Raw genomic sequence first — 20431 nt, 5'->3', positions numbered from 1 at the left:
CCTGGCAATTGCAGCTTGAAGCGAACGCAGAGTAACCCCTCCGGCCCGGGATCAAGATTCGTGGATATCATTTTTGGCGAGAACTCTAACACTATTGCCGCGCACTCATTGCGAGACGCACTGAAGAGGCTTGAGATATCGGGCACACTCTACCTGGGTTATCCAGTCCTTTCGACTGCTGATTCGAAAGTTTTTGTTGATGCATTGCTTGTGAGTCGGTCGCACGGTCTCGTCGCTTTTGATCTCTCGTCGCACGTGAATCCTCATCCGAGTGATGATCAGATCGCGGAAATTACCGAGCGCCAAAATCAAATTTACGCCTCAATTTACAACAAGCTGAATACACACCGCGACCTTCGCAAAGGAAGGAATCTGGGCGTTACAATCAATGTCCTTACCTGCCATCCCTCCCTAGAGCGGACTATTCAGGAAGAAGACGTTGTCATATGTCCGCCCAGCGAACTTGAGGCGGTGTTCGAGGGATTTGAGCCGATCGACGCCGCTCTCCTGCCTCCGCTTAACGCGGCGGTGCAGCGCGTTTCGACTCTTCGACCGCTGAAGCGCAGGGAAAATGTCACCAAATCTGACTCGCGTGGCGCTATTCTAAAGAGGATCGAGAAGGAGATTGCCAATCTCGATCAATGGCAAAATCGCGGGGCAATCGAATATGCAAATGGTCCGCAACGTATTCGCGGGCTGGCCGGGTCGGGCAAGACCGTCGTATTGGCATTGAAGGCGGCGTATCTGCACGCCCGGCACCCGGAATGGAAGATTGCTGTAACATTTCAGTCGAGGTCTCTCTATCAACAATTTCGAGACTTGATACGTAGGTTCATGTTCGATCAGATTGAAGATGAGCCGGATTGGGCAAGTCTGCGGGTCATGCATGCATGGGGTAGTAGTCGAGATCAAGGAGTCTATTCGTCTATATGTAATCTGTATGATGTTGGTGCCATGGACTGGAGGACGGCGGACGCGAAGTACGGTAGTCGAGCGTTCGAGGGTGCTTGTGATGAGCTAAACGCCGTCATCAACCAAGCGGGACCTAAGAAGTTATTTGATGCGGTTCTTATCGATGAGGCTCAAGACTTTCCAACGTCGTTTTTTCGGATGATCTATAACGTTGTCCCGGATCCGCATCGCATTATGTGGGCCTATGACGACCTTCAGAATTTGGGTGACTACGAGATGCGCTCTGAGCACGAGTTGTTCGGGTCAGATTCTGCGGGGCGCCCCTTGGTCACGCTGCGGAACGAGGCTGATCGTCCAAAGGAAGATATTGTGCTTCCTGTCTGCTATAGAAATACGCCGTGGACGCTAGCAACTGCTCATGCGCTTGGCTTTGGGCTGTATAGGCCGCAGGGTTTGGTTCAGATGTTTGAGGAGCCCTCGATCTGGCCTCGGATTGGCTACGAGGTAGTGAAGGGCCGGTTGCAGCTCGGTCAGTCGGTTTCCGTGCGAAGAAGTTCCGAGTCGTATCCGAGCTACTTCGTGGAGCTTTTGAAAGCTGATGACGCCATTAGATGCGAGGCGTTTAGTACCGCAGAAGAACAATACAATGCTCTAGCTGATGCAATTTGGACCAACATCCATGAAGACGAATTGGATGCTACCGATATTTTGGTTGTGCTCCCTAGTGCATATACCTCTCGCAAAACCGGCGCCAGTGTCATGGCGGCTCTAGCTTCTCGGAAAGTCAATGCCCACTTGGTGGGGGTGACGACTAGTAGAGATGAGGTGTTTTCCCCTAACTCCGTCGCGGTGACACACATTTTTCGTGCCAAGGGAAACGAAGCGCCCATGGTCTACATCGTAAACGCTGAGTTTTGCCAAGTAGGATTTGAGCTTAGTCGAAAGCGAAATATTCTTTTCACGGGGATAACGCGTTCTAGATGCTGGGTCCGTTTATTTGGCGTTGGCTCTCTCATGGTTGCGCTGAAGCAGGAAGTTGATGAGGTTCGTAAGCGACAATTTGCGCTTGAGTTTAAATACCCTACTGAAGAGGAGCTGAAGAAGCTCGCGCGCGTTCACCGGGACATGACTGACGAGGAGCGGAAAGATTGGGAGCGCAAGATAAGTGATGCGGGAGAACTTTTCCGCGCCGTAATTGACGGCGATTTGCCACTGGAGGCATTGCCTCCTGATCTTCAGAAAAGCCTTGTTGCGGTAACTCGGCGCGGTGCTGACACCAAGGGTAGCAAGGGCAAAAAATGAGTGTCGAAGCGCTTTGTCGGCGCGTAACCGATTTTGGTTTCCGACTGCTGGCTAATGATTTTGCGCTGGATGCTCGTCAACATAAGGTGGAGCGTCTCTCGGGAAGTCGAAAGACGCTTATGTGGGTCAGAGACCCTCTAAATTCGCTAATGAGCGGAAATCCAGCACGATTAGCTGACTACCTGACCATCTTGGAAAATCAAGAGTACTCCTATTTGATGCGAGATGGAGGGGTATTTCAGATATCGTATGTGTTTGACGGGGCGGAGATTGAACGTCATCGTCTATGTTATCATCCGTGTCCGTTTGCGCTAACCTTTCGCGACATTCGCGATTTCGAAGGTGGATTACTGGAGCTTATCCAGAATTCCTTTATGGATCGTCTGGAAGACAGCGTTCTAATGCGTACACCGATCAGGTTTGATTTTGCGCCAGACCAAACGGCAGCCATTCACCCCGCGTCCCACATTACATTGAATGACCCTTCCTGCAGAGTGCCGGCAAAGTCGCCATTAACTTTTGATACCTTCATCAAATTTATCCTTGAGAATTTCTATTTTGACATTTGGGAGAATCTGACAATTCGGGAAGCGTTGGTGTTTCGACAGGAGCGCGAATGTCTGTCCGACGATGATCGAAAACGAGCGTATCTTAGCTGGTCTCATGCTTAGCTTCTGTCCGCGTCTTCACTCACCTACGCGCCGCTCAGTCGCGATATGACGGAGATGCGACTCCCCGCGCTGCTCTTGTTGCGTGCTTCAGTGCGAGAGCAGCGGTTTTTTGATACTCTCCATCTCGAGCAGTACCTGTAACAACGCTCCACGCCCATTTATCCCACCCTCACCGCCAACCCCAGCGGCCCCCGAAATCCGAACCCGTGCCACCGCACGCTCGCCGCATCCACCAGCTCCATCCGCGGAAACCGCTCGAACAGCATCGGCAGCAGGATCGCGCAGACGGTGCGGCGGGAGAGGTGGGCGCCGGCGCTGGGGTGGGGGTCGTTGCCGAAGGCCTGGTGGGGTTGGGGGCGTGCGGCGCGCTGGTGGTTTCGCCGTCGCCGAACAGGTCATCGGCCCCGGTTGGCCGAGGCCTGGATCCTCATCACGGTGTCACCCTTCGCGATCAGGCAGCCGCGGATCTCGGTGTCCTCCATCACCAGGCGTGAGCTCGCCTGGATCGGCGCCACCCAGCGCACGCGGTCCTCGAAGGCGGCGCGCCACTTGTCCGGCACCTTGACGGGTGACGGTGCGCGAAACCTGCGAGCCGCGGGCGAGGACAGTCTCCAGATCAATCCCCGATTCCCCTCTATCTCCTTTGCGCCGGCGCTCCATTCACGGAGGAAACGGGAGGCCCGGAGCGGCCCGGCATGCACGATATGTTGCCGACGGTGTTGGGGCCGTACTGGACGAAGCCGGTCGCCGTGGTCGGCGAATGCGGCGCCGAGATCGGCAGATAGACGTAGCACACGGTGCCATCGACGGGATCGCGCAGCCGCTGGATCACGGTGTCCTGCAGCGGGCCGGAGAACTGCCGTTCGAGAACCATTTTCGGCAGGTTGGTCCATTGCAGCGATGGCTGGAATTGAGGTGCGGCCGGTTGCGGTGGTTGGGCAGGGACCTGGGCCTGCATGGGAGCCGGCTGTTGCTGGGCGGTCGCGGGCTGCGGCAGGGCGGCGATGACGAGCGGACCTGCCGCGGTTCGCATGAACCAGCGGCACAAGGCGGCCAGCGTGGTGCGGGATCGAAGGCGCTCCCGGTCGCGGCGGTCGGTCGGCCTCGTCGGCATCAGAACTCCACCGCCACGCCGCCGCGGCCGACATGCTCGTTGCCGCCGCCATTGGAATAGCTGCCATAAATCAGTGTGGGAATGCCGAGGTTCAGCCGATGCGACACGCCGACGCTGACGCCGGTCTCGCCACGGTAGTAGCCGGTCCCCACGGCGACCGACGTCTTGCCCGGCGCCGACGGCATCAGCACCGGTGCCACCGCGACGGCGGCGACGATGCCGCGCCGCGCCTCGCGGCGCGTGTCGGTGATCTCGTTCTGCAGGCCCGCCGCGACCGACTGCAGCTGCCCGACGTTGACGGCGTCGGTCTGGCTGATGCCGGCGGCGACATTGGTCAGCCGGCGCTCGTTTCCCGCAGAGCCGAACGACACCGTGTTGGCCACCGTGTTGGTTGATCCCGATCCGATGGCGACGGCATTCGCTGCCGTGGCGGACGCATTCGGACCGATGGCGGTGGCCAGCGAGCCGGTCGCCACGGCGCCGTCGCCATAGGCTGCGCCGCCATTGGCCGCCGAGGCGGCAGCGCCGACCGCGACCGAGCCGGTGGCCACGGCGCCGGTGCCGATCGCGATGGCATTGACGCCGGTCGACGCCGCGTCGAGCCCGACCGCGATCGATCCCGATTGCGTCGCCTGGGCGTTGCCGCCGATCGCGATCGCATCGGCGCCCGAGGCCGTTGCCGCCGCAGCCGTGCTGTTGATCTTGGTGTAGCGTCCGGCCTGCGAGATGCCGCTGATGGTCGCGCTGAGCGCGGCAATGTCGGTGGTGTTGGTGGCGACCTGGCCGGACAGCGACGCGATCTGCTGGTTGGTGGCATAGAGCTGGCTGCCGTTGACCGCGTCGGTGCTGGTCGCATTCAGCGCGCCGGCGGCGACGCCGGTGACGGTGCGATTGCCGGAGCTGCCGGCGACGCTCACCGTCGTGCCGTCCGTCGCGCCACCGACGCTGATGATCCGGGTCGCGGCATTCTGCTGCACCAGGCCGATCGCGCCGCTGTTGAGCTGGGTCTGCAGGTTGGCGATGCTGGCCGCGTTGGCGGTCAGCGCGCTGTCGACCGCGCCCAGCGCCCCCCCGACATTGTCGTAGGCGACGCTCTGGATGATGTAGCTCGGCATCGTCAACTGCCCGTTGGCGTCCACCCCGGCGTTGCCGCCGAAGGCCGCGGCGACGCGCTGGTTCGCCGTCATCAATTGGCCGCCGTTGATCGCGTCGGTGCTGTTGGCGGCGATCGTTCCCGCGGCGAGGTTGACGATCCTGCGCTCGCTGCCGACGCTTCCGACCGACACGGTGTCGGCGATATCCGCCACGGAGTTCGCGCCGAGCGCAACCGAATTGGTGGCGATCGCGACGGAGTAGGAGCCGATCGCCGTGCTTTCGTTCACGGTCGCCCTGGCGCCGATGCCGAGCGCCGTGCTGTATTCGCCGTCCGCCCTGGTGCCCGCGCCGAGCGCCGTGCTCGCCAAGCCGATCGCCCTGCTGGCCTGCCCGATCGACGTGCTCACAAAGCCGCTCGCCGTGCTGTGGTCTCCGATCGCCGTGCTTCCGTCATCTGTGGCCGCGCTGGCGACGCCGTTGGCCGTGCTCTGGAGGCCGCTCGCAACGCTGGAAAAGCCGGTGGCCGTGCTGGCGTAGCCGCTCGCCGTGCTGCTTTTGCCGGTCGCCGTGCTGTAGTCGCCGCTCGCCGTGCTGCCGATGCCGGTGGCCGTGCTGCTGAGGCCGGTCGCCGTTTGTGCCTGAGCAGGCGCCGTCATCAGCGCGGCGATCGCAATGGCGGCGCAGCATGCAAAGCCCGCTTGCGGGTGGACGCTCCATGCTGCAAGCCGCGAGGCGAGCGGTCTGCCGGCCGGCAGGCGACGACACCGCCGCCGCAATCGGCGCGCATCGGCCGCACGATCGTCCAACATGATACGAACCTGGATCATACGAACCTGAACCTCCATCCGGATCAGCCGGGACATGCGTCGCCAAATGATGCGCCGGAAAGGCAGCAGCGCGCCGGTTCGTCCCTTGCACCCGGAGGCTCGTGCTCAACTCAGTGCACGGAGAACGTCAGATAGCCTAACGTACGGTGTTACCCGTGACTGTGACTTCAAGGTAACTTTCAGACACAAATATCGTAAGGTTGTAAATCCATTCACTGCAACTTCATTCCTGTGCCCAACGACTCGTCGCGCGTCATGGTGCTGTCCATCGGAGGTCAAGGCGCTGGCCAAGCAGACGGCGAAAGCGACGGGCGAGACCGCGGCCCCGGTTGCGATGGCCTGGCACGCGAGGAGCGTGCAGGAGGGGGCGATCTCAGGGGATGCAGCTTGCGCGCTCGTCCCGATCCTACTACAGCCGCACCGGCAAATTGAGCGGCCCCCGAAACCCGAACCCGTGCCACCGCACGCTCGCCGCATCCACCAGCTCCATCCGTGCAAACCGCTCGAACAGCATCGGCAGCAGGATGGCGCCGACGGTGCGGCGGGAGAGGTGGGCGCCGGCGCAGTGGTGGGGGCCGTTGCCGAAGGCCTGGTGGGGGTTGGGGTCGCGCAGGGCGTTGTAGTGCTCGCCGTCGGTGAACAGCTCCTCGTCGCGGTTGGCGGAGGCCTGGATGGTCATCACGGTGTCGCCCTTCGGGATCAGGCAGCCGCGGATCTCGGTGTCCTCCATCACCAGGCGTGAGCTCGCCTGGATCGGCGCCACCCAGCGCACGCCTTCCTCGAAGGCGGAGCGCCATTTGTCCTGCGCGCGCACGGCCTCCAACTGGTCCGGGTTGGTCAGCAGGCCGTAGAGGATCGTCAGCAGCGCGTCGCGCGGCTCGTTGATGCCGCCGCCGATCGCGATCTTGATGTTGGCGATGATCTGGCTCTCGGGGATCGGGTTCTTGGCGTTGACCATGAAGGACAGCGCGGAGGAATCCGGCGCGGCCTTCACGCGCGCCATGTTGGCGCGGATGCAGCGGTCCATCTCGGCATTGGCGACGTCGGTCGCGTCGAACGGCCCCGGCGTCCAGCCGAAATTGCCGGCGCCGTCGATCAGCGCCTGGGACCAGCGCTGCATGTCGGCATCGCTGGCGTCCGGGATGCCCATCACTTCAGCGAGGATGCGCGCGGCCAAGGGGCCTGCGAGGGCGGGGAACAGATCGACGATCTCGCCGCGCGGCAGCCGGTCGAGATAATCAGTGGCGAATTTGGTGTAGAGCGGCTCCCAGACGGCTTCGATCGTCTTCGGCATCAAGGCCGGCATCATCGCCATGCGCTCGGCGCGGTGCTCGTCGTGATCCTTGCGCATCAGGGTATGCGCGAGGAAGGCGCGCTTCATCGGCGTGTTCGGATCGTCGGACGAGAACAGCGCCGCATTGTCCTTCACATATTTGGTGTCGGCCGCCTTGGTGAGGAACGTCCGGCCCACCGACTTGACCCGCAGCACCGGCGCCTCGCGCCGCAGCCGCTGATAGATCGGGTAGGGATCGCGCGCGAGCTCCGCGATGGTGATGGTCTCGTCCAGGGGCGCCAGAGTTTGAGTCGCGGTCGGCATGGGGCGCTCCTGTTTGGGATGCGGGCCAGCGCGGATCTCATGTGAGGATAGTGGCAGCGGCGCGACCGTGCAATCCTGGGCGGAGGCGCGCCGCAGCGGTCGGCATGGCCGTGCTGCTGGCCGGAGCCGTCGTGCCGCGTCGCGGCGGAGCGGCCTGAGCTGGGGCGCCCGGCGGTTCGTCGCGCACGCGCCTCCGCGGAGGCGCATGCGAGACGGAGCCGTCGACGGACTCGCGCGGGCCTACGGGCAGAACCAGGCCGGGCCGATCTGCATGCAGCCGCGGCGGTGATGGTCGTGCGGGCGGTAGCGGTAGCGATGCCAGCCGGACGGCGGGCCATGACGCCGCTCGTAGCCGCGATGATGGTGGCGGCGCTGCTCGTGCTGCCAGCGGCCGTCGCGGTCGCGGTGATCGCGCTGCGCAAGGCGCATCGGCGACGCCGCCGTTTCGCTTTGCGTCGTGGCGGCGGCCATCGGCGCTGCTGAGGCACCGACGGTGCCGACGAGAAGGATGGCGGAGAGGGTCGCGATGGTGGCTCGCATGGGGAACTCCAGTTCATTGTGGGGAAGAGGTGAGGCGGTCGCCGGGGAGGCGCGCAGGGATTCGGCGCCGCGGCAGCGAGGCGCTGTCGTTCCGGCTTCCGCGTCGTGTGTGAGGGCAACGGTTGGGCACAGCGGCCGTTCCCGGCGGGGCGAGCCGCGCAGGCGCGTCAAACTGTCCTGCTCGAACAGGCTTGCCAAACGTCTTGCGCCGGCTCGGCGGAGCGATGATGGTGATGGTGAGGAACGGTGGGCGCGGCGGCGGATCACGCTGCGCTGATCCGCCCTACGGACTGTCGCTCGGATGAAGCTTCGGTGGCGCGCTCGCGGGCTTGATCGTCAGTAGCGGCCGCCGCTGCGTTCCTGCTGCTTGATCCAATCCGACAAGGTCTGCTTGGGGGCTGCTCCCGCGGCGGGGCGCTGTGGCTTTGCCGCGCCGGAGCGGCCGCCTCCGCCGGTCGACCCCGCATGCGGACGCATCGCTGCATGGGCACCGGGGCTGCCGCGCGAGGCCGCGGCCAGCTTGTCCGCCTCCTCCTTCTCCAGCCGCAGCTTGCGCAGCCGCTCCATCTTCTCGCGTTCCGGATCGGGCGGCGGCGGCGGCAGCTCGCGCTGGCGGGCCTCCTCGGCCGAGATCAGCAGCGCCTTGACGGCGGCTTCGCCGAGCGCCTTGCAGGCTTCGAGGCGGTGCAGGCCTTCGACCAGGACAAAATGGTCCTTGTCACGGCGGACGAGGATCGGCTCGCGCTGGCCGGACTCCAGGATGCTCTCGGCCAGCGCGTCGACCACGTCCTGCTTGAGCGCTTTGCGCTTCTTGTCGGGAACGTGGATCTTGTCGATGGGGAAGCTTTCCGGGGCGGACACTGGCGATACTCCGTCTTGCGTGCGCGGGCGTGATGCGGCGGTCGGACAGTTGCGATCGCCGATACGGAGGCGGGCACGCGAGGATACAATAGGGACATTCCGCCGCGCATCGCAAGCCGCCTGGCGGCGGTGTGTTGGGCGCCGCTCTCTCGTCCGCACTCCGTCATTCCGGGGCGCGCTGCGCGCGCCCCGGAATGACGACGTGCTATGTGGTGGGCTCGGAGTTCCCAAGTTGGCGGCGATCGGGCGATTGTCGATCACCCGCCGAAAGTCGCTCTGAGATCATGCGACACTGCTATGTTGCATCGCCTCATACAGGAGATGTCGCGATGAAGATACGCATGCTGGTTGCCGCGCTGGCCTTCGCTTTGCCTCACGTGACCTACGCCCAGGACGCGCCGGTCGAGGAGCAGCTCGTCAATGCCATGAACAAGGTGTTCGGCGTCCACGCCGGCTTTCGCGCCAATCACGCCAAGGGCGTGGTGGTCGAAGGCAAGTTCAAGCCGTCCGCCGAGGCGGCGGGCCTGAGCAAGGCGGTGCTGTTCAGCGGCGGCGAGATCCCGGTGACGGTGCGGTTCTCAAATTCCACCGGCGTGCCGAACCTGCCGGACGGCTCCGACGACGCCAATCCGCACGGCATGGCGGTGAAGTTTCATCTCCCCGGCGGCAGCGACATGGACATCGTGATCAACTCGCTGAAGTTCTTTCCGGTGGCGACCGCGGAGGAGCTGCGCGATCTGTTCCTGGCGATCGCCGACAGCGGGCCGGGCGCGGCCAAGCCGACCAGGCTCGATCAGTTCGTGGCCGGCCACCCGTCCGTGCCGGCGGCGCTCGGCACCATCGCGACGCCCGAGAGCCTGGCCAGCGAGGCGTATTTCGGCGTCAACGCCTTCGTGCTCGTCAACAAGGCCGGCGAGAAACAGGCGGTGCGCTGGCAGATGCTGCCGGAGAAGGTCGTGCATCTCGACAAGGCCGAGGCCGCCAAGCGCGCGCCGGACTTCCTGATGGCCGAGCTGCCGGCGCGGCTGAAGCAGGGGCCGGTCGTGTTCCGCTTCAAGGCGCAGCTGGCGGCCGAAGGCGATTCCACGAAGGATCCGTCGAAGCCGTGGCCGGATGACCGCAAGCTGGTCGAGCTCGGCACGCTCACGATCGACAAGGCGGTCGCCGACAGCGACGCGGCACAGAAGACGTTGTTGTTCCTGCCGGGCCAGCTCACCGACGGCATCGAAACGTCGGACGATCCGATGATCGACATCCGCAACGGCGCCTACGCCATCTCGTTCTCGCGGCGCAATCCCTGAGCCTCATGCGGTGCGCGTGGCCAGCCGCGACCTCCGCGGCCGCCCACGCGCACCGCGCTCCGGCGACCCATGCTGTGTCAGCCGGATTTTCGACGTCACCACGCCTTCATTGCTGATGAGTTGCCGCTGCGGCGGCTGCTTGTCGCCGCATTCGCGCTGATTGCGGCAAGGCGCGCCGTGTTTTCTCCCGATCGATGGCGCCGCATGTGTGGGAGCGCCGCGCCGATGGGCGGACGCGCTACGCCGGTCAACGGCCGTGACGGTGCGAGGCGCCATCGAAATGCGGCGGACGGCACGACGCATCGACACCACAAGGCGTGCAATCAACGCGTGCAACGGATCGCGCGGCACGCAAGGCGCTCGCGCGCGGCGTGAGCGCGATGTCGTCAAACCCCTTCTGGCAAGGCGCCGCACGACATCGCGCCGCGCATGTTCGTGCACGAACGTCGACGGCAACGGCATCGCGCGACGGCGGCGCCGCGCTCCCGCTTTGCGGCCTGCTTGTTTTCGCCAGAATCCTGCATCTTGCGTGCAACACTCAACAGTGAATTTTCATCGCGCTGGCGTCGCGATCTGCATTCCTTCCGAATGACATTTTTCAATTCAGTTCGCGACACATTCTGACCCTCCTGATGCGGCCGTCGTTTGTTGCGGCACGTGTTCAGGAGTTATGAGTTCGATGCGTCGCGTATTTGGCGTGTGTCTTTGTCTATCGACTTTCGCAGGAAGTACGTCATCGGTCTGGGCGACTGATCTCGCCCTGCCCCCACCGCTCCCGCCGCCCGACGTGTTCGCCTACAGGTGGAGTGGCTGCCATGCCGGCGCCAATGGCGGCATGGCGTGGTCGCGCCAGCAGCAGACCTGGAGCCAGGTCGCCAATGCCGGCGGGGCCGTGCAGCCGGTGGGCGCTGCGCCTGTCGGCAATGCGCCCGGCGCGAATCCGCCCGTTGCCAATCCGCCGGTCGTCAACCCGCCGCCGGTGGTCGCGAACCCCGTCCCGAAGCCGCCGCAGCCGAACAACCCCGGCGGGAACAATGGCGGCGGCAAGCCGCCGTACAAGCCCCCCTATAAGCCGCCGGTCTACGGCCATCACGGCGACAAGGGCTGGTGGCAGCCGGGCAAGTATCAGCACGACAACAACTACAAAGACCACAAATGGACCGAGCACGACCAGAAGCACGACAAGCCCGGCCATGATGATGGCTATCATTGGCCGAAGTTCGGGGCAAAGGATGGCTACAACAAGCACGCCGATCATGATTGGCCGTGGCAGACCAAGCCGGACAAGGACGACAAGTATAAAGACGACAAGCACGTCGCCGGCGGCTGGTCGCAGCTGCATTCGAACGGCTACTCGGACCGCTACGGCTGGCTGCGTCACGATGACGACGGCAAGCACGGCGGCGGCTGGGGCAAGAAGGACAAGGACGGCGACCACGACAAGCAGGTCTTCGGCTGGTCGAAGCAGCCGTCGAAGGGCGAGTACGATCGTTATGCCTGGCTGAAGCCGGACAAGGACGACGACAAGAACCACAACGACAAGCACGGCGGCGACGGCTGGCAGAAGCAGACCGGCTACGACAAGCACGACAACGACGATTGGAAGAAGGACGGCTGGCAGAAGGACAAGGACGACTGGAAGAAGCACGACGGCAAGCACGACCATCATGGCGGCTACAAGCCGCCGGTGAAGCCCGGCTGGCCGCCGAAGAATCCGCCGCCGAACAATGGCGGGGGCCAGCCGAACCCGCCGCCGCAGGGCAATAATGGCGGCGGCCAGCCGCAGAACCCGCCCGTCGTCGGCGGCGGCGGCGGCGTGGCGCCGTTGCCCAACGTGGCGCTGCAGCTCCCGGCGGCGGTCTCCACCAACGGCAGCGATGCGATCGGCGGCATCCAGGTCGGCTGCGACTACCAGATCGACCGCCTCGTGCTGGGCGTCCAGGCGATGGCCGATCTCGGCATCATCAACGCGTCGTCCCCGCTCGGGCCGTCGCTGACGCTGGATACGCGGACGAGCAACCTCTACACCGCCACGCTGCGCGCGGGCTATCTGGTGACGCCGGAGATCCTGCTCTATGCGAGGGCCGGTGCGGCCTGGACGCGGACTCGCGTCGCGGTGGTCAGCAATGCCACCGGCCAATCGGCGAGCGCGGCGTTCAACCGCACCGGATGGACGGTCGGCGCCGGCGTCGAGTGGATGTTCGCGCGCAACTGGTCGGCCTTCGCGGAATACGACTACGCCGATTTCGGCACCGCGACCGGCGTCGTGCCCGGCGCCGCCGCGATCACCGGCGGACCCAACGTCGTGAGCCAGAAGACCCAGATCCACACCGCGCTGGTCGGCATCAACTACCGCTTCGAGATGCTGTCACGCGGACGCTGAGACTCATCGTTCATCACGACAAGGCCGCCTGGTTCATCCAGGCGGCCTTCGTCGTCTTGTGGCGTCGTCTGCCCGCGAGGCTAGGCCACCCGGCGTTGCGGCACGGCGAGGCATGTTCGGACGCAGGCCCGCGCCAGCGTGTCGGTCGGATCGAGCAGTCGCGGCTTCAACTCGCCCGTGACCGCGGCCAGCGCCAGCGGAATCTCGGTGCAGGCCATCGCCACCTGCGAGCAGCCGCCGGCCACCAGCGCCTGCGCCTCCCGGCTCAGGATCGTGGTCGCAGCGTCGACATCGCCGGCTTTCACGAGCCGAATGGCGCGCATCACCTCGGCCTGTCCGCTGACATCGGGCATCGCGCAGGAAAAGCCGCGCTTGGCGAGGCGGCGCTGATAGACGCCGGCGCGAACGGTGCCGTCGGTCGCGAGCACGCCGATCGTCGCGCCCTGCAGGCCGCGCTCGGCCAGGGCGTCGGCGAGCGCGTCGACGATGTGCAGGATCGGCACGGCGGTGCGCGCCTGCAATTCGCCGTGCCAATGATGCGCCGTGTTGCAGGGGATGGCGATGCAGGTCGCGCCGGAGCGCTCCAGCCGCTTCAGCGCGTCGAGCATCGCGGGGAGGGGATCGCAGCCCTGATCGAGGATCGCCGCGGTGCGGTCGGGCACGGACGTAGCCGAGCAGACCACCATCTCGATATGGTCCTGGTCGCAGGCCGCCGGCGTGTTCCGGATCACCTTGCCCATGAAATCAACCGTCGCCATCGGGCCCATACCGCCGAGAACGCCAAGCATCATCGTCTCATTTCCTCCCGTCCCGCTCATGATGCGGGATCGGCCTCGCCAGATCCAATGCCGAGACCGACAGCGCCATTCCAATTCGTCATAGTTTCGCCGGCGAGCTGCCGCGCGGCGCTCCAGACCCGCTCCACGATCGGGCGGGTGCGCCGGACGCTGCGATAGAGCCGGATGTCGAGCGGGATCTCCGGCCCGAGCAGGATTAGCGAGCCCTCGTCGAGATCCCGGGCGATCAGGCTGCGCGGCAGCCAGGCGAGGCCATGGCCTTCGAGCGCCATGAATCGGAGCGCGTCGGCCATCGCGTTCTCATTGGTATGCGCGACCTGCACCGGCGGCGCGCCGGCCTCGGCCTGGGCGAATTGGGCCTGTGCGAAGGTCGCGAGTCGTCCGAGGAACGAGCTCGTGGCATAGCTGAGCAGCGGCAGCGGCGAGGTGTCGTCCTCGCCGCAGGCCAGCTGCGGACTGCGCGCCGCGACCAGGCTGTCGGTGCCGACCACGAGATGCGGATAGAGCTCCGGCTCCAGCGGGATCGGCACGTTGGGATGGTGGAAGGTGAGCAGGAAATCATAGCTGCCCTCGACGATGGCCTGCAGGCAGCTATGGAAATCGTCCGGCAGGAGCCGGCTGCCGACCTGCCCGACCTGCGCCTCGATGCTGCGAAACCAGCGCGGGAAGAAGCGCAGCGACAGCGTATGCAGCGCGGCCACCGAGACCATCTGCGTGGTCGGCCGCATGTTGGCCTGGAGCGACACGCGGCTGGCATGCAACATACGCACGGTCTCCTCGGCGGTCTCGAGAAACAGCCGGCCCTCGGCGGTCAGGGTCGTCGGGTAGCTGCTCCGGTCGATCAGCGACACGCCGAGCCAGAGCTCGAGCGCCTGGATGCGGCGGCTGAAGGCGGATTGCGTGACATGCCGCTCCTCGGCCGATCGCGAGAAGCTGCGGGTGCGCGCGAGGCTGAGAAAATCCTCGAGCCATTTCAATTCCATGATCCGACCTCGCATCCCCCCTGCGCCGGGGCGCGATCGAAAGAGGACGGGCGCATCGGCGGTCGCATGCCCGGTTGCAGTGCTTGATTTCATGCAAACTCGGAATGACGGGTGCGCACATAGCATTGGATCGTTGCCACGTCCTGAACAAAACATCCGCCGCATCCGGCCGCGAGCTGCGACGCACCGTCGCCGCGCGTCCGGCAACGACAAGGACCAGGGAGAGCCCATGCGTACGGAGCATGATCTGCTGGGGGACCGCGAGGTGCCCGCGGAGGCCTATTATGGCGTGCATACGCTGCGCGCAGCCGAGAACTTTCGCATCACCGGCATAGCGATATCGAGCTATCCGCAGCTGATCAACGCGCTCGCCGCGATCAAGCAGGCGGCTGCGCTGGCCAACATCGAGCTCGGCCTGCTGGACGATTCGAGGGGGCAGGCGATCGTCGCGGCCTGCAAGGAGGTGCGCGCCGGCAAGCTGCATGAGCACTTCCTGATCGACGCGATCCAGGGCGGCGCCGGCACCTCGACCAACATGAATGCCAACGAGGTGATCGCCAACCGCGCGCTGGAGCTGCTCGGCCATGCCAAGGGCGACTATGCGCGGCTGCATCCCAACGAGCACGTCAACATGAGCCAGTCGACCAACGACGTGTATCCCACGGCGTTGAAGATCGCGACCTGCCGGTCCCTGCGCGACCTCGCCGCGGCGATGGACATCCTGCGCCTCGCCTTCGCGCGCAAGGCCGACGAGTTCAAGGACGTGCTCAAGATGGGCCGCACCCAGCTGCAGGATGCGGTGCCGATGACGCTCGGCCAGGAATTCCACACCTATGCGGTGATGCTCGGCGAGGATCAGGAGCGCCTGCACGAGGCCGCGCTCCTGATCCAGGAGATCAACATGGGCGCGACGGCGATCGGCACCGGGATCGCGTCGCACCCGGCCTATGCCCGCATCGTCTGCAAGCACCTGATCGCAATCACCGGCCTGCCGCTGATGACTGCGCCCGATCTCGTCGAGGCGACGCAGGATTGCGGCGCCTTCGTGCAGGTGTCGGGCGTGCTGAAGCGCATCGCGGTGAAGATCTCCAAGATCTGCAACGACCTTCGGCTGCTGTCGAGCGGGCCGCGCGCCGGCTTCAACGAGATCAATCTGCCGGCGGTGCAGGCCGGCTCCTCGATCATGCCGGGCAAGGTCAACCCGGTCATTCCGGAGGTCGTGAACCAGGTCGCGTTCGAGGTGATCGGCAACGATCTGACGGTGACCATGGCGGCGGAAGCCGGTCAGCTCCAGCTCAATGCCTTCGAGCCGGTCATCGCCCACAGCCTGTTCAAGAGTGTCAGCCATCTGCGGCAGGCGTGCCTCACCTTGGAAGAGCGCTGCGTCAACGGCATCACCGCCAACCGCGAGCGGCTGCTGGCCGGTGTCGAGAACTCGATCGGCCTCGTCACCGCGCTCAATCCGTATATCGGCTACGCCGCCGCGACCGCCGTCGCGATCGAGGCCCATGCCACCGGACGCGGCGTCGCCGAGCTGGTGCGCGAGCGCGGCCTGCTCTCGGACGAGAAGCTCGCCGAGGTTCTCAAGCCCGAGAACCTCACCCGGCCGCAGAGCATCATCGCTCCTGCCGGCGGTGAGGACGCGATGCGGCCATCCCTCCGGGATCGCCGCAAGGACTGCGCGATGGACGGCCTGCGGCCGCTCACGACGAAGCTGAACTAAGAAGAACCAAGGGAGATGAAGACGACCATGACGAGCGCCGCAGATGGCTCCACCATGCATTCCAAACGCCTGACCCATGCCCTGATCGTCAGCCTGCTGCTCGGCATCGTGACGGGCTATGTCTGCCATACCATGGCGGCGACTCCGGAGATGGCCAAGACCATCGCCGGCTATTTCTCGATCATCACCGACGTGTTCCTGCGGCTCATCAAGATGATCATTGCGCCGCTGGTGTTCGCGACCATCGCCTCCGGCATCACCAGCCTCGGCGCGGAAGGCCGCGCCGTCGGACGCATCGCCGCGCGGTCGATGGGCTGGTTCGTCTCCGCATCCGTGGTCTCGCTGGGGCTGGGCATGATCTTCGCGAACCTGTTCGCGCCGGGGCATGATCTGATGCTGCCGCTGCCTCGCGCCGATGCGTCGGCCAATCTGCAGACCGTCGGCATCAACCTGAAGGACTTCATCACCCACGTCGTGCCGACCAGCGCCGCGCAGGCAATGGCGACCAACGAGGTGCTGCAGATCCTGGTCTTCTCGGTGTTCTTCGGCCTCGCGCTGAGCCGGCTCAGGACCGGCTATGCCCGGACGCTCGCAACCTCGATCGACGAGCTCGTCCTCGTCATGCTGCAGATCACCAGCTTCGTGATGCGCTTCGCGCCGTTCGGCGTCTTCGCCGCCATCGCCGCCGTCGTCACCACGCAGGGCCTTGGCGTGCTCGTGACCTATGGCAAGTTCATCGCCACGTTCTATCTCAGCCTTCTCGTGCTCTGGACGGTGCTGATCCTCGCCGGCCTGGTTGCGCTGGGAACACCGGTGTTTCGCCTCATCAGGCTGCTGCGCGAGCCGATGCTGCTGGCGTTCTCCACCGCGAGCAGCGAGGCGGCCTATCCCAAGATGATCGAGCAGCTGACGAAGTTCGGCGTCAAGGGCCGCATCACCAGCTTCGTGCTGCCGCTCGGCTATTCGTTCAACCTCGACGGCTCCATGATGTATCAGGCCTTCGCCGCCTTGTTCATCGCCCAGGCCTACGGCATCGAGCTCGGCATCATGCAGCAGATCGCGCTGCTGCTGGTGATGATGGTCACCAGCAAGGGCATCGCCGGCGTGCCGCGCGCCTCGCTGGTCGTGGTCGCCGCCACGCTGCCGCTGTTCAACCTGCCGATCGGCGGCATCCTCCTGATCATGGGGATCGACCAGATCCTCGACATGGGACGCACGATGACCAACGTGATCGGCAACGGCATCGCCACGGCGGCGGTGGCGACATGGGAGGGCGAGCTGAATGCGGCCGAGAATCTATCGCCCGAACAGCCCGTGCCGGCCGTGGCCGTGGTCGCCGGCGGCTGACACCGACGAAGCCCTTGCTGTCGAGGGCAGGGCGGTCGCATCGGGGGCGCTCTCGATTGGTGCCCTTGTCTCCACTCCGTCATGGCGGGACAATCCCGACATGGCGGAGTAACTCTTGGCAGTTGTGCGACTGATCAGGCCCATCATTGAACCGCGCCGGCGATCCGGGGGCAGCCGCTGCGGAGCGGGTCACACGGGCACGCGCGTCCCGCATTCGGCCGCGCGCTTGATCGCGTCGATCACGCGCAGCGTCTTCAGCCCCTCGCGGCCGCTGACGACCGGCGCGGCCGTGCCGCGGATGACCGCGCAGAAATTGGCGATCTGCAGGCCGAGCGGGTCGTGCATCTCGTAGCTCAGCCGCTCGCGCGCGATCGGCGCCCACCAGCTCGCTGCGTCCGGGTGATGCCACAGGTCGAGCTGCGGAATCGCCAGCGACGCCTGCGTGCCGCCGATCTGGTAGCAGCTCTCCGGCGTCCGGCTGTAGGCCGGGTTCTCGCCGCTGGTGAACTCATAGCTCCATGGCGCCTGGATCGTATCGGAGACGCTGAACGTTCCGAGTGCGCCGGAGGTGAAGTGGAGAATGATCGCGGCGGTATCCTCAACGGCATGACCGCGCACCTGGTTGGATTGCGCCGCCTGCACCGCGGCGATGTCGCCGCAGAGATGGCGCAGCAGATCGACGTCGTGGATGAGATTGACGAGGACGGGCCCCGCGCCTGTCTCGCGGCGCCAGGCAACGTCGAAATAGTCGCTCGGCTTGATCAGCCAGAACATGCCGTTGACCGCGACGATCCGTCCGAGCCGGCCGCCGTCGATCTCCGCCTTGGCACGCTGGATCATCGGATTGTGGCGGCGGTGATGGCCGGTCAGCAATGCGATGCCGGCGCCCTCGAACGCTTCGACCAGCACCTGCGCCGCCGCGACGTCATCGGCCAGCGGCTTCTCGATCAGCGCGGGAAGGCCGGCGTCGACACAGGCGAGGCCGTGGGCAACATGCATCTGGTTCGGGGTGGCGATGACCACTCCCTCGGGCCGGTTCTGGGTGGGCATGTCGTGGAGCGACGGAAACCAGTCCAAATCGAGCGTCTGTGCGAGGTTCCGGGCCGACGGCGCCGGGTCGATGATCGACGTCAGGACTGCCTCGGGACGCGCGCGAATGTGCTCGATGTGACGCCGGCCGATGAGACCTGCCCCGGCGACCGCGAGCCGGACGGGGCGGGCCATCAGGAGCTGGCTTTGCTGTCGTCGAGCAGCCGGGCAACGCGCCGCAATGCCAGCTGATAGCCCTGCGTACCGAAGCCGGCCATCACGCCGTCGGCGCGCTTGGAGACGAACGAGTGGTGGCGGAATTCCTCGCGCTTGTGCACGTTGGAAATGTGGACCTCGATGACCGTTCCGTCGAACGCATTCAGCGCATCGAGGATCGCGACCGACGTATGCGTGAACGCGCCGGGATTGATGACGATGCCGCCGGCGGTCTCGCGCGCCTCATGGATCCAGTCGATCAGCTCGTATTCGCGGTTCGACTGGTGGAAGCGGATCTCCAGCCCGAGCTCTGCCGCCAGGGCCCTGCAATCCCGCTCCACGTCGGCGAGCGTCTCATGGCCGTAGATGTGCGGCTGGCGTTTGCCGAGAAGGTTCAGATTGGGTCCGTTGAGAACGTAGACGAGGCGGCTCATGAAGAGACTCCGGTTCGGGGGCAGCGCAACGACGAAGGTCCGAATTTGCCGTCCGTGAGCGCCGCGGGCAGTGCTTGCCACGAAGATCGCGGGCTTGGCAACATCCGAGCCGCGCCCCTGCGCGCTGCCGCTCCCGCGCCGTCGACCTGGCGCAGACCCGCCAGCCGGGGGCCAATCACCTTGACGCGGATCAAGGCCGGGTGCTGTAGTCGTTGCAATATGACGACAAACACCCGCGGGGTTGTTGTGAGCCGCAGGGGCAGGGGAGAAAGCCGGAGCAGGGAGATGGGGCGTTCGCCCGGAAATTCCCATTCGGACCGCGTGCTCGACGTCGTCGCCAAGGGAGCGCCGGCGGTTTCTGCGCTGGCCGCGTCGTGGCGCCGTTCCGGACATCTGCACGCACTCGATCCTGCCACCCATGCGCCATCCTGCCGGCTGACGGCGACCGAGATCGCGGCGGCGCGTGAGCGGCTCGGGCGGCTGCTCGCGATCGCGCAAGCGAGCCTCGACCGGCTGTTCCTCGCCGTCGGCGGCGTCGGCTGCTCGGTGCTGCTGGCCGATGCCGATGGCACGGTCGTCGACCGCCGCGGCGCGCGCGGTGATGACACGACGTTCGACGCCTGGGGCCTGTGGACCGGGGCGGTGTGGAGCGAGCGGCACGAGGGGACCAATGCCATCGGCACCTGCCTGGTCGAAAAGCGGCCGCTGACCATCGACCGCGACCAGCATTATCTGGCGCGCAATGCGCGGCTGTTCTGCACGACGGCGCCAATCTTCGACGAGCATGGCCAGCTCAAGGCGGCGCTCGACGTGTCATCGTGCCGTGCCGATCTCACCGAGGGCTTTGGCCGGCTGATCGCGACCACGGTGGCGGATGCTGCGCGCCTGATCGAAGCCGAGAATTTCCGCCAGGCCTTTCCGCGTGCACGCATCGTTCTGACGCCGGACAGCGAGCGCGACATCAACTCGATGCTGGCGGTCGACAGCAATGATCTCGTGGTCGGCGCCACGCGCGCGGCCCGCCGCGCGCTCGGTCTGTCCCCATCGGCGCTGGCGCGTCCGGTTCCGGCCGGCGACCTGATCAAGGGCGCGCAGGCCCACGGCGACGACATCGACGCCGCCGAGCGCGCCGTGCTGAAACGTGCGCTGGCGCGCGCTGGCGGCAACGTGTCGAAGGCGGCGAAGGAGCTCGACATGTCCCGCGCCACCTTGCACCGGAAGATGAAGCGGCTCGGCCTCGAGCGATGACCGCGACGCAATCGGCTATTCGCAGCCGACCTGTCGCAGAACTGCGACACA

General features: G+C 65.3%; 16 protein-coding genes and 2 pseudogenes. 7 read left to right on the top strand and 11 right to left on the bottom strand.

Features of this window, described 5'->3' with window-relative positions:
• Window positions 1-60: 60 nt before the first annotated feature.
• Window positions 61-2214: a DEAD/DEAH box helicase gene (locus QX108_RS30760; protein WP_315786115.1), complete on the top strand. Its 2154-nt coding sequence runs from the start codon at window positions 61-63 to the stop codon at window positions 2212-2214.
• Complete coding sequence (locus QX108_RS30755; RefSeq protein ID WP_315786113.1) at window positions 2211-2885, top strand: DUF2290 domain-containing protein; 675 nt, start codon at window positions 2211-2213, stop codon at window positions 2883-2885. Before QX108_RS30760 ends, QX108_RS30755 begins: the two co-directional genes overlap by 4 nt.
• A 158-nt stretch (window positions 2886-3043) precedes the next feature.
• Here the strand turns inward: QX108_RS30755 and QX108_RS33540 are convergent.
• The 7 genes and pseudogenes from QX108_RS33540 to QX108_RS30720 form a co-directional block, all read right to left on the bottom strand.
• Window positions 3044-3451, bottom strand: a pseudogene (locus QX108_RS33540) (cytochrome P450); the annotation flags it as partial.
• Window positions 3452-3519: 68 nt separating this feature from the next.
• Window positions 3520-3999 (bottom strand): hypothetical protein, encoded by a 480-nt coding sequence (locus QX108_RS30745; RefSeq protein ID WP_315786107.1) that lies wholly within the window; start codon window positions 3997-3999, stop codon window positions 3520-3522.
• On the bottom strand, window positions 3999-5381 hold the full coding sequence (locus tag QX108_RS30740; RefSeq protein ID WP_409998574.1) for a YadA family autotransporter adhesin: 1383 nt from the start codon (window positions 5379-5381) through the stop codon (window positions 3999-4001). The genes QX108_RS30745 and QX108_RS30740 overlap by 1 nt, the downstream gene beginning before the upstream one ends.
• Window positions 5382-5384: 3 nt before the next feature.
• Window positions 5385-5750 (bottom strand): annotated as a pseudogene (locus QX108_RS33535) (hypothetical protein); the annotation flags it as partial.
• A gap of 580 nt (window positions 5751-6330) precedes the next feature.
• Window positions 6331-7518 (bottom strand): cytochrome P450, encoded by a 1188-nt coding sequence (locus tag QX108_RS30730; protein WP_315786102.1) that lies wholly within the window; start codon window positions 7516-7518, stop codon window positions 6331-6333.
• A gap of 240 nt (window positions 7519-7758) precedes the next feature.
• Entirely contained in the window at window positions 7759-8058 is a 300-nt protein-coding gene (locus QX108_RS30725; protein WP_315786099.1) for a hypothetical protein, read from the bottom strand.
• A gap of 336 nt (window positions 8059-8394) precedes the next feature.
• Window positions 8395-8919 carry a ParB N-terminal domain-containing protein gene (locus QX108_RS30720; protein WP_315724889.1) on the bottom strand — a complete coding sequence of 175 codons (525 nt, stop codon included), beginning with the start codon at window positions 8917-8919 and terminating at the stop codon, window positions 8395-8397.
• Window positions 8920-9248: 329 nt separating this feature from the next.
• On the opposite strand from QX108_RS30720, the gene QX108_RS30715 reads away from it, so the two are divergent.
• Together QX108_RS30715 and QX108_RS30710 are read left to right on the top strand one after the other, a co-directional pair.
• Window positions 9249-10220, top strand: coding sequence for a catalase family peroxidase (locus QX108_RS30715; protein ID WP_315786095.1), 972 nt, complete (start codon window positions 9249-9251; stop codon window positions 10218-10220).
• Between the two features lie 787 nt (window positions 10221-11007).
• Window positions 11008-12603: an outer membrane protein gene (locus QX108_RS30710; protein WP_315786092.1), complete on the top strand. Its 1596-nt coding sequence runs from the start codon at window positions 11008-11010 to the stop codon at window positions 12601-12603.
• Between the two features lie 80 nt (window positions 12604-12683).
• Here QX108_RS30710 and QX108_RS30705 read toward each other — a convergent pair whose 3' ends face one another.
• Together QX108_RS30705 and QX108_RS30700 are read right to left on the bottom strand one after the other, a co-directional pair.
• Complete coding sequence (locus tag QX108_RS30705; protein WP_315799630.1) at window positions 12684-13394, bottom strand: aspartate/glutamate racemase family protein; 711 nt, start codon at window positions 13392-13394, stop codon at window positions 12684-12686.
• Window positions 13395-13417: 23 nt separating this feature from the next.
• Window positions 13418-14383, bottom strand: a complete 966-nt coding sequence (locus QX108_RS30700; RefSeq protein ID WP_315786086.1) for a LysR family transcriptional regulator — start codon at window positions 14381-14383, stop codon at window positions 13418-13420.
• 229 nt (window positions 14384-14612) lie between these two features.
• On the opposite strand from QX108_RS30700, the gene aspA reads away from it, so the two are divergent.
• Together aspA and QX108_RS30690 are read left to right on the top strand one after the other, a co-directional pair.
• Complete coding sequence (aspA, locus tag QX108_RS30695) at window positions 14613-16106, top strand: aspartate ammonia-lyase (RefSeq protein WP_315786083.1); 1494 nt, start codon at window positions 14613-14615, stop codon at window positions 16104-16106.
• 27 nt (window positions 16107-16133) lie between these two features.
• Window positions 16134-17453, top strand: a complete 1320-nt coding sequence (locus tag QX108_RS30690) for a dicarboxylate/amino acid:cation symporter (RefSeq protein WP_315786080.1) — start codon at window positions 16134-16136, stop codon at window positions 17451-17453.
• Between the two features lie 189 nt (window positions 17454-17642).
• Here QX108_RS30690 and QX108_RS30685 read toward each other — a convergent pair whose 3' ends face one another.
• Together QX108_RS30685 and aroQ are read right to left on the bottom strand one after the other, a co-directional pair.
• On the bottom strand, window positions 17643-18677 hold the full coding sequence (locus tag QX108_RS30685; protein WP_315786077.1) for a Gfo/Idh/MocA family oxidoreductase: 1035 nt from the start codon (window positions 18675-18677) through the stop codon (window positions 17643-17645).
• Complete coding sequence (gene aroQ, locus QX108_RS30680; protein ID WP_172133977.1) at window positions 18677-19132, bottom strand: type II 3-dehydroquinate dehydratase; 456 nt, start codon at window positions 19130-19132, stop codon at window positions 18677-18679. Before aroQ ends, QX108_RS30685 begins: the two co-directional genes overlap by 1 nt.
• Before the next feature lie 285 nt (window positions 19133-19417).
• Between aroQ and QX108_RS30675 the strand changes: the two genes are divergently transcribed.
• Window positions 19418-20380 (top strand): helix-turn-helix domain-containing protein, encoded by a 963-nt coding sequence (locus tag QX108_RS30675; protein WP_315786074.1) that lies wholly within the window; start codon window positions 19418-19420, stop codon window positions 20378-20380.
• Window positions 20381-20431 lie beyond the last annotated feature (51 nt).

This window comes from Bradyrhizobium sp. SZCCHNR1002, from assembly GCF_032381435.1.
In the GTDB taxonomy this organism is placed as follows: Bacteria; Pseudomonadota; Alphaproteobacteria; order Rhizobiales; family Xanthobacteraceae; genus Bradyrhizobium; species Bradyrhizobium aeschynomenes.
This window is presented reverse-complemented; position numbering and strand designations above follow the sequence as displayed.

Excerpts from the sequence above, each read along its gene's own strand:
- QX108_RS30755 (WP_315786113.1), top strand. The coding sequence starts at position 2,211 with ATGAGTGTCGAAGCGCTTTGTCGGCGCGTAACCGATTTTGGTTTCCGA.
- QX108_RS30745 (WP_315786107.1), bottom strand. The coding sequence starts at position 3,999 with ATGCCGACGAGGCCGACCGACCGCCGCGACCGGGAGCGCCTTCGATCC.
- QX108_RS30730 (WP_315786102.1), bottom strand. The coding sequence starts at position 7,518 with ATGCCGACCGCGACTCAAACTCTGGCGCCCCTGGACGAGACCATCACC.
- QX108_RS30725 (WP_315786099.1), bottom strand. The coding sequence starts at position 8,058 with ATGCGAGCCACCATCGCGACCCTCTCCGCCATCCTTCTCGTCGGCACC.
- QX108_RS30715 (WP_315786095.1), top strand. The coding sequence starts at position 9,249 with ATGAAGATACGCATGCTGGTTGCCGCGCTGGCCTTCGCTTTGCCTCAC.
- QX108_RS30705 (WP_315799630.1), bottom strand. The coding sequence starts at position 13,394 with ATGATGCTTGGCGTTCTCGGCGGTATGGGCCCGATGGCGACGGTTGAT.
- QX108_RS30700 (WP_315786086.1), bottom strand. The coding sequence starts at position 14,383 with ATGGAATTGAAATGGCTCGAGGATTTTCTCAGCCTCGCGCGCACCCGC.
- aspA (WP_315786083.1), top strand. The coding sequence starts at position 14,613 with ATGCGTACGGAGCATGATCTGCTGGGGGACCGCGAGGTGCCCGCGGAG.
- QX108_RS30690 (WP_315786080.1), top strand. The coding sequence starts at position 16,134 with ATGACGAGCGCCGCAGATGGCTCCACCATGCATTCCAAACGCCTGACC.
- QX108_RS30685 (WP_315786077.1), bottom strand. The coding sequence starts at position 18,677 with ATGGCCCGCCCCGTCCGGCTCGCGGTCGCCGGGGCAGGTCTCATCGGC.
- aroQ (WP_172133977.1), bottom strand. The coding sequence starts at position 19,132 with ATGAGCCGCCTCGTCTACGTTCTCAACGGACCCAATCTGAACCTTCTC.
- QX108_RS30675 (WP_315786074.1), top strand. The coding sequence starts at position 19,418 with ATGGGGCGTTCGCCCGGAAATTCCCATTCGGACCGCGTGCTCGACGTC.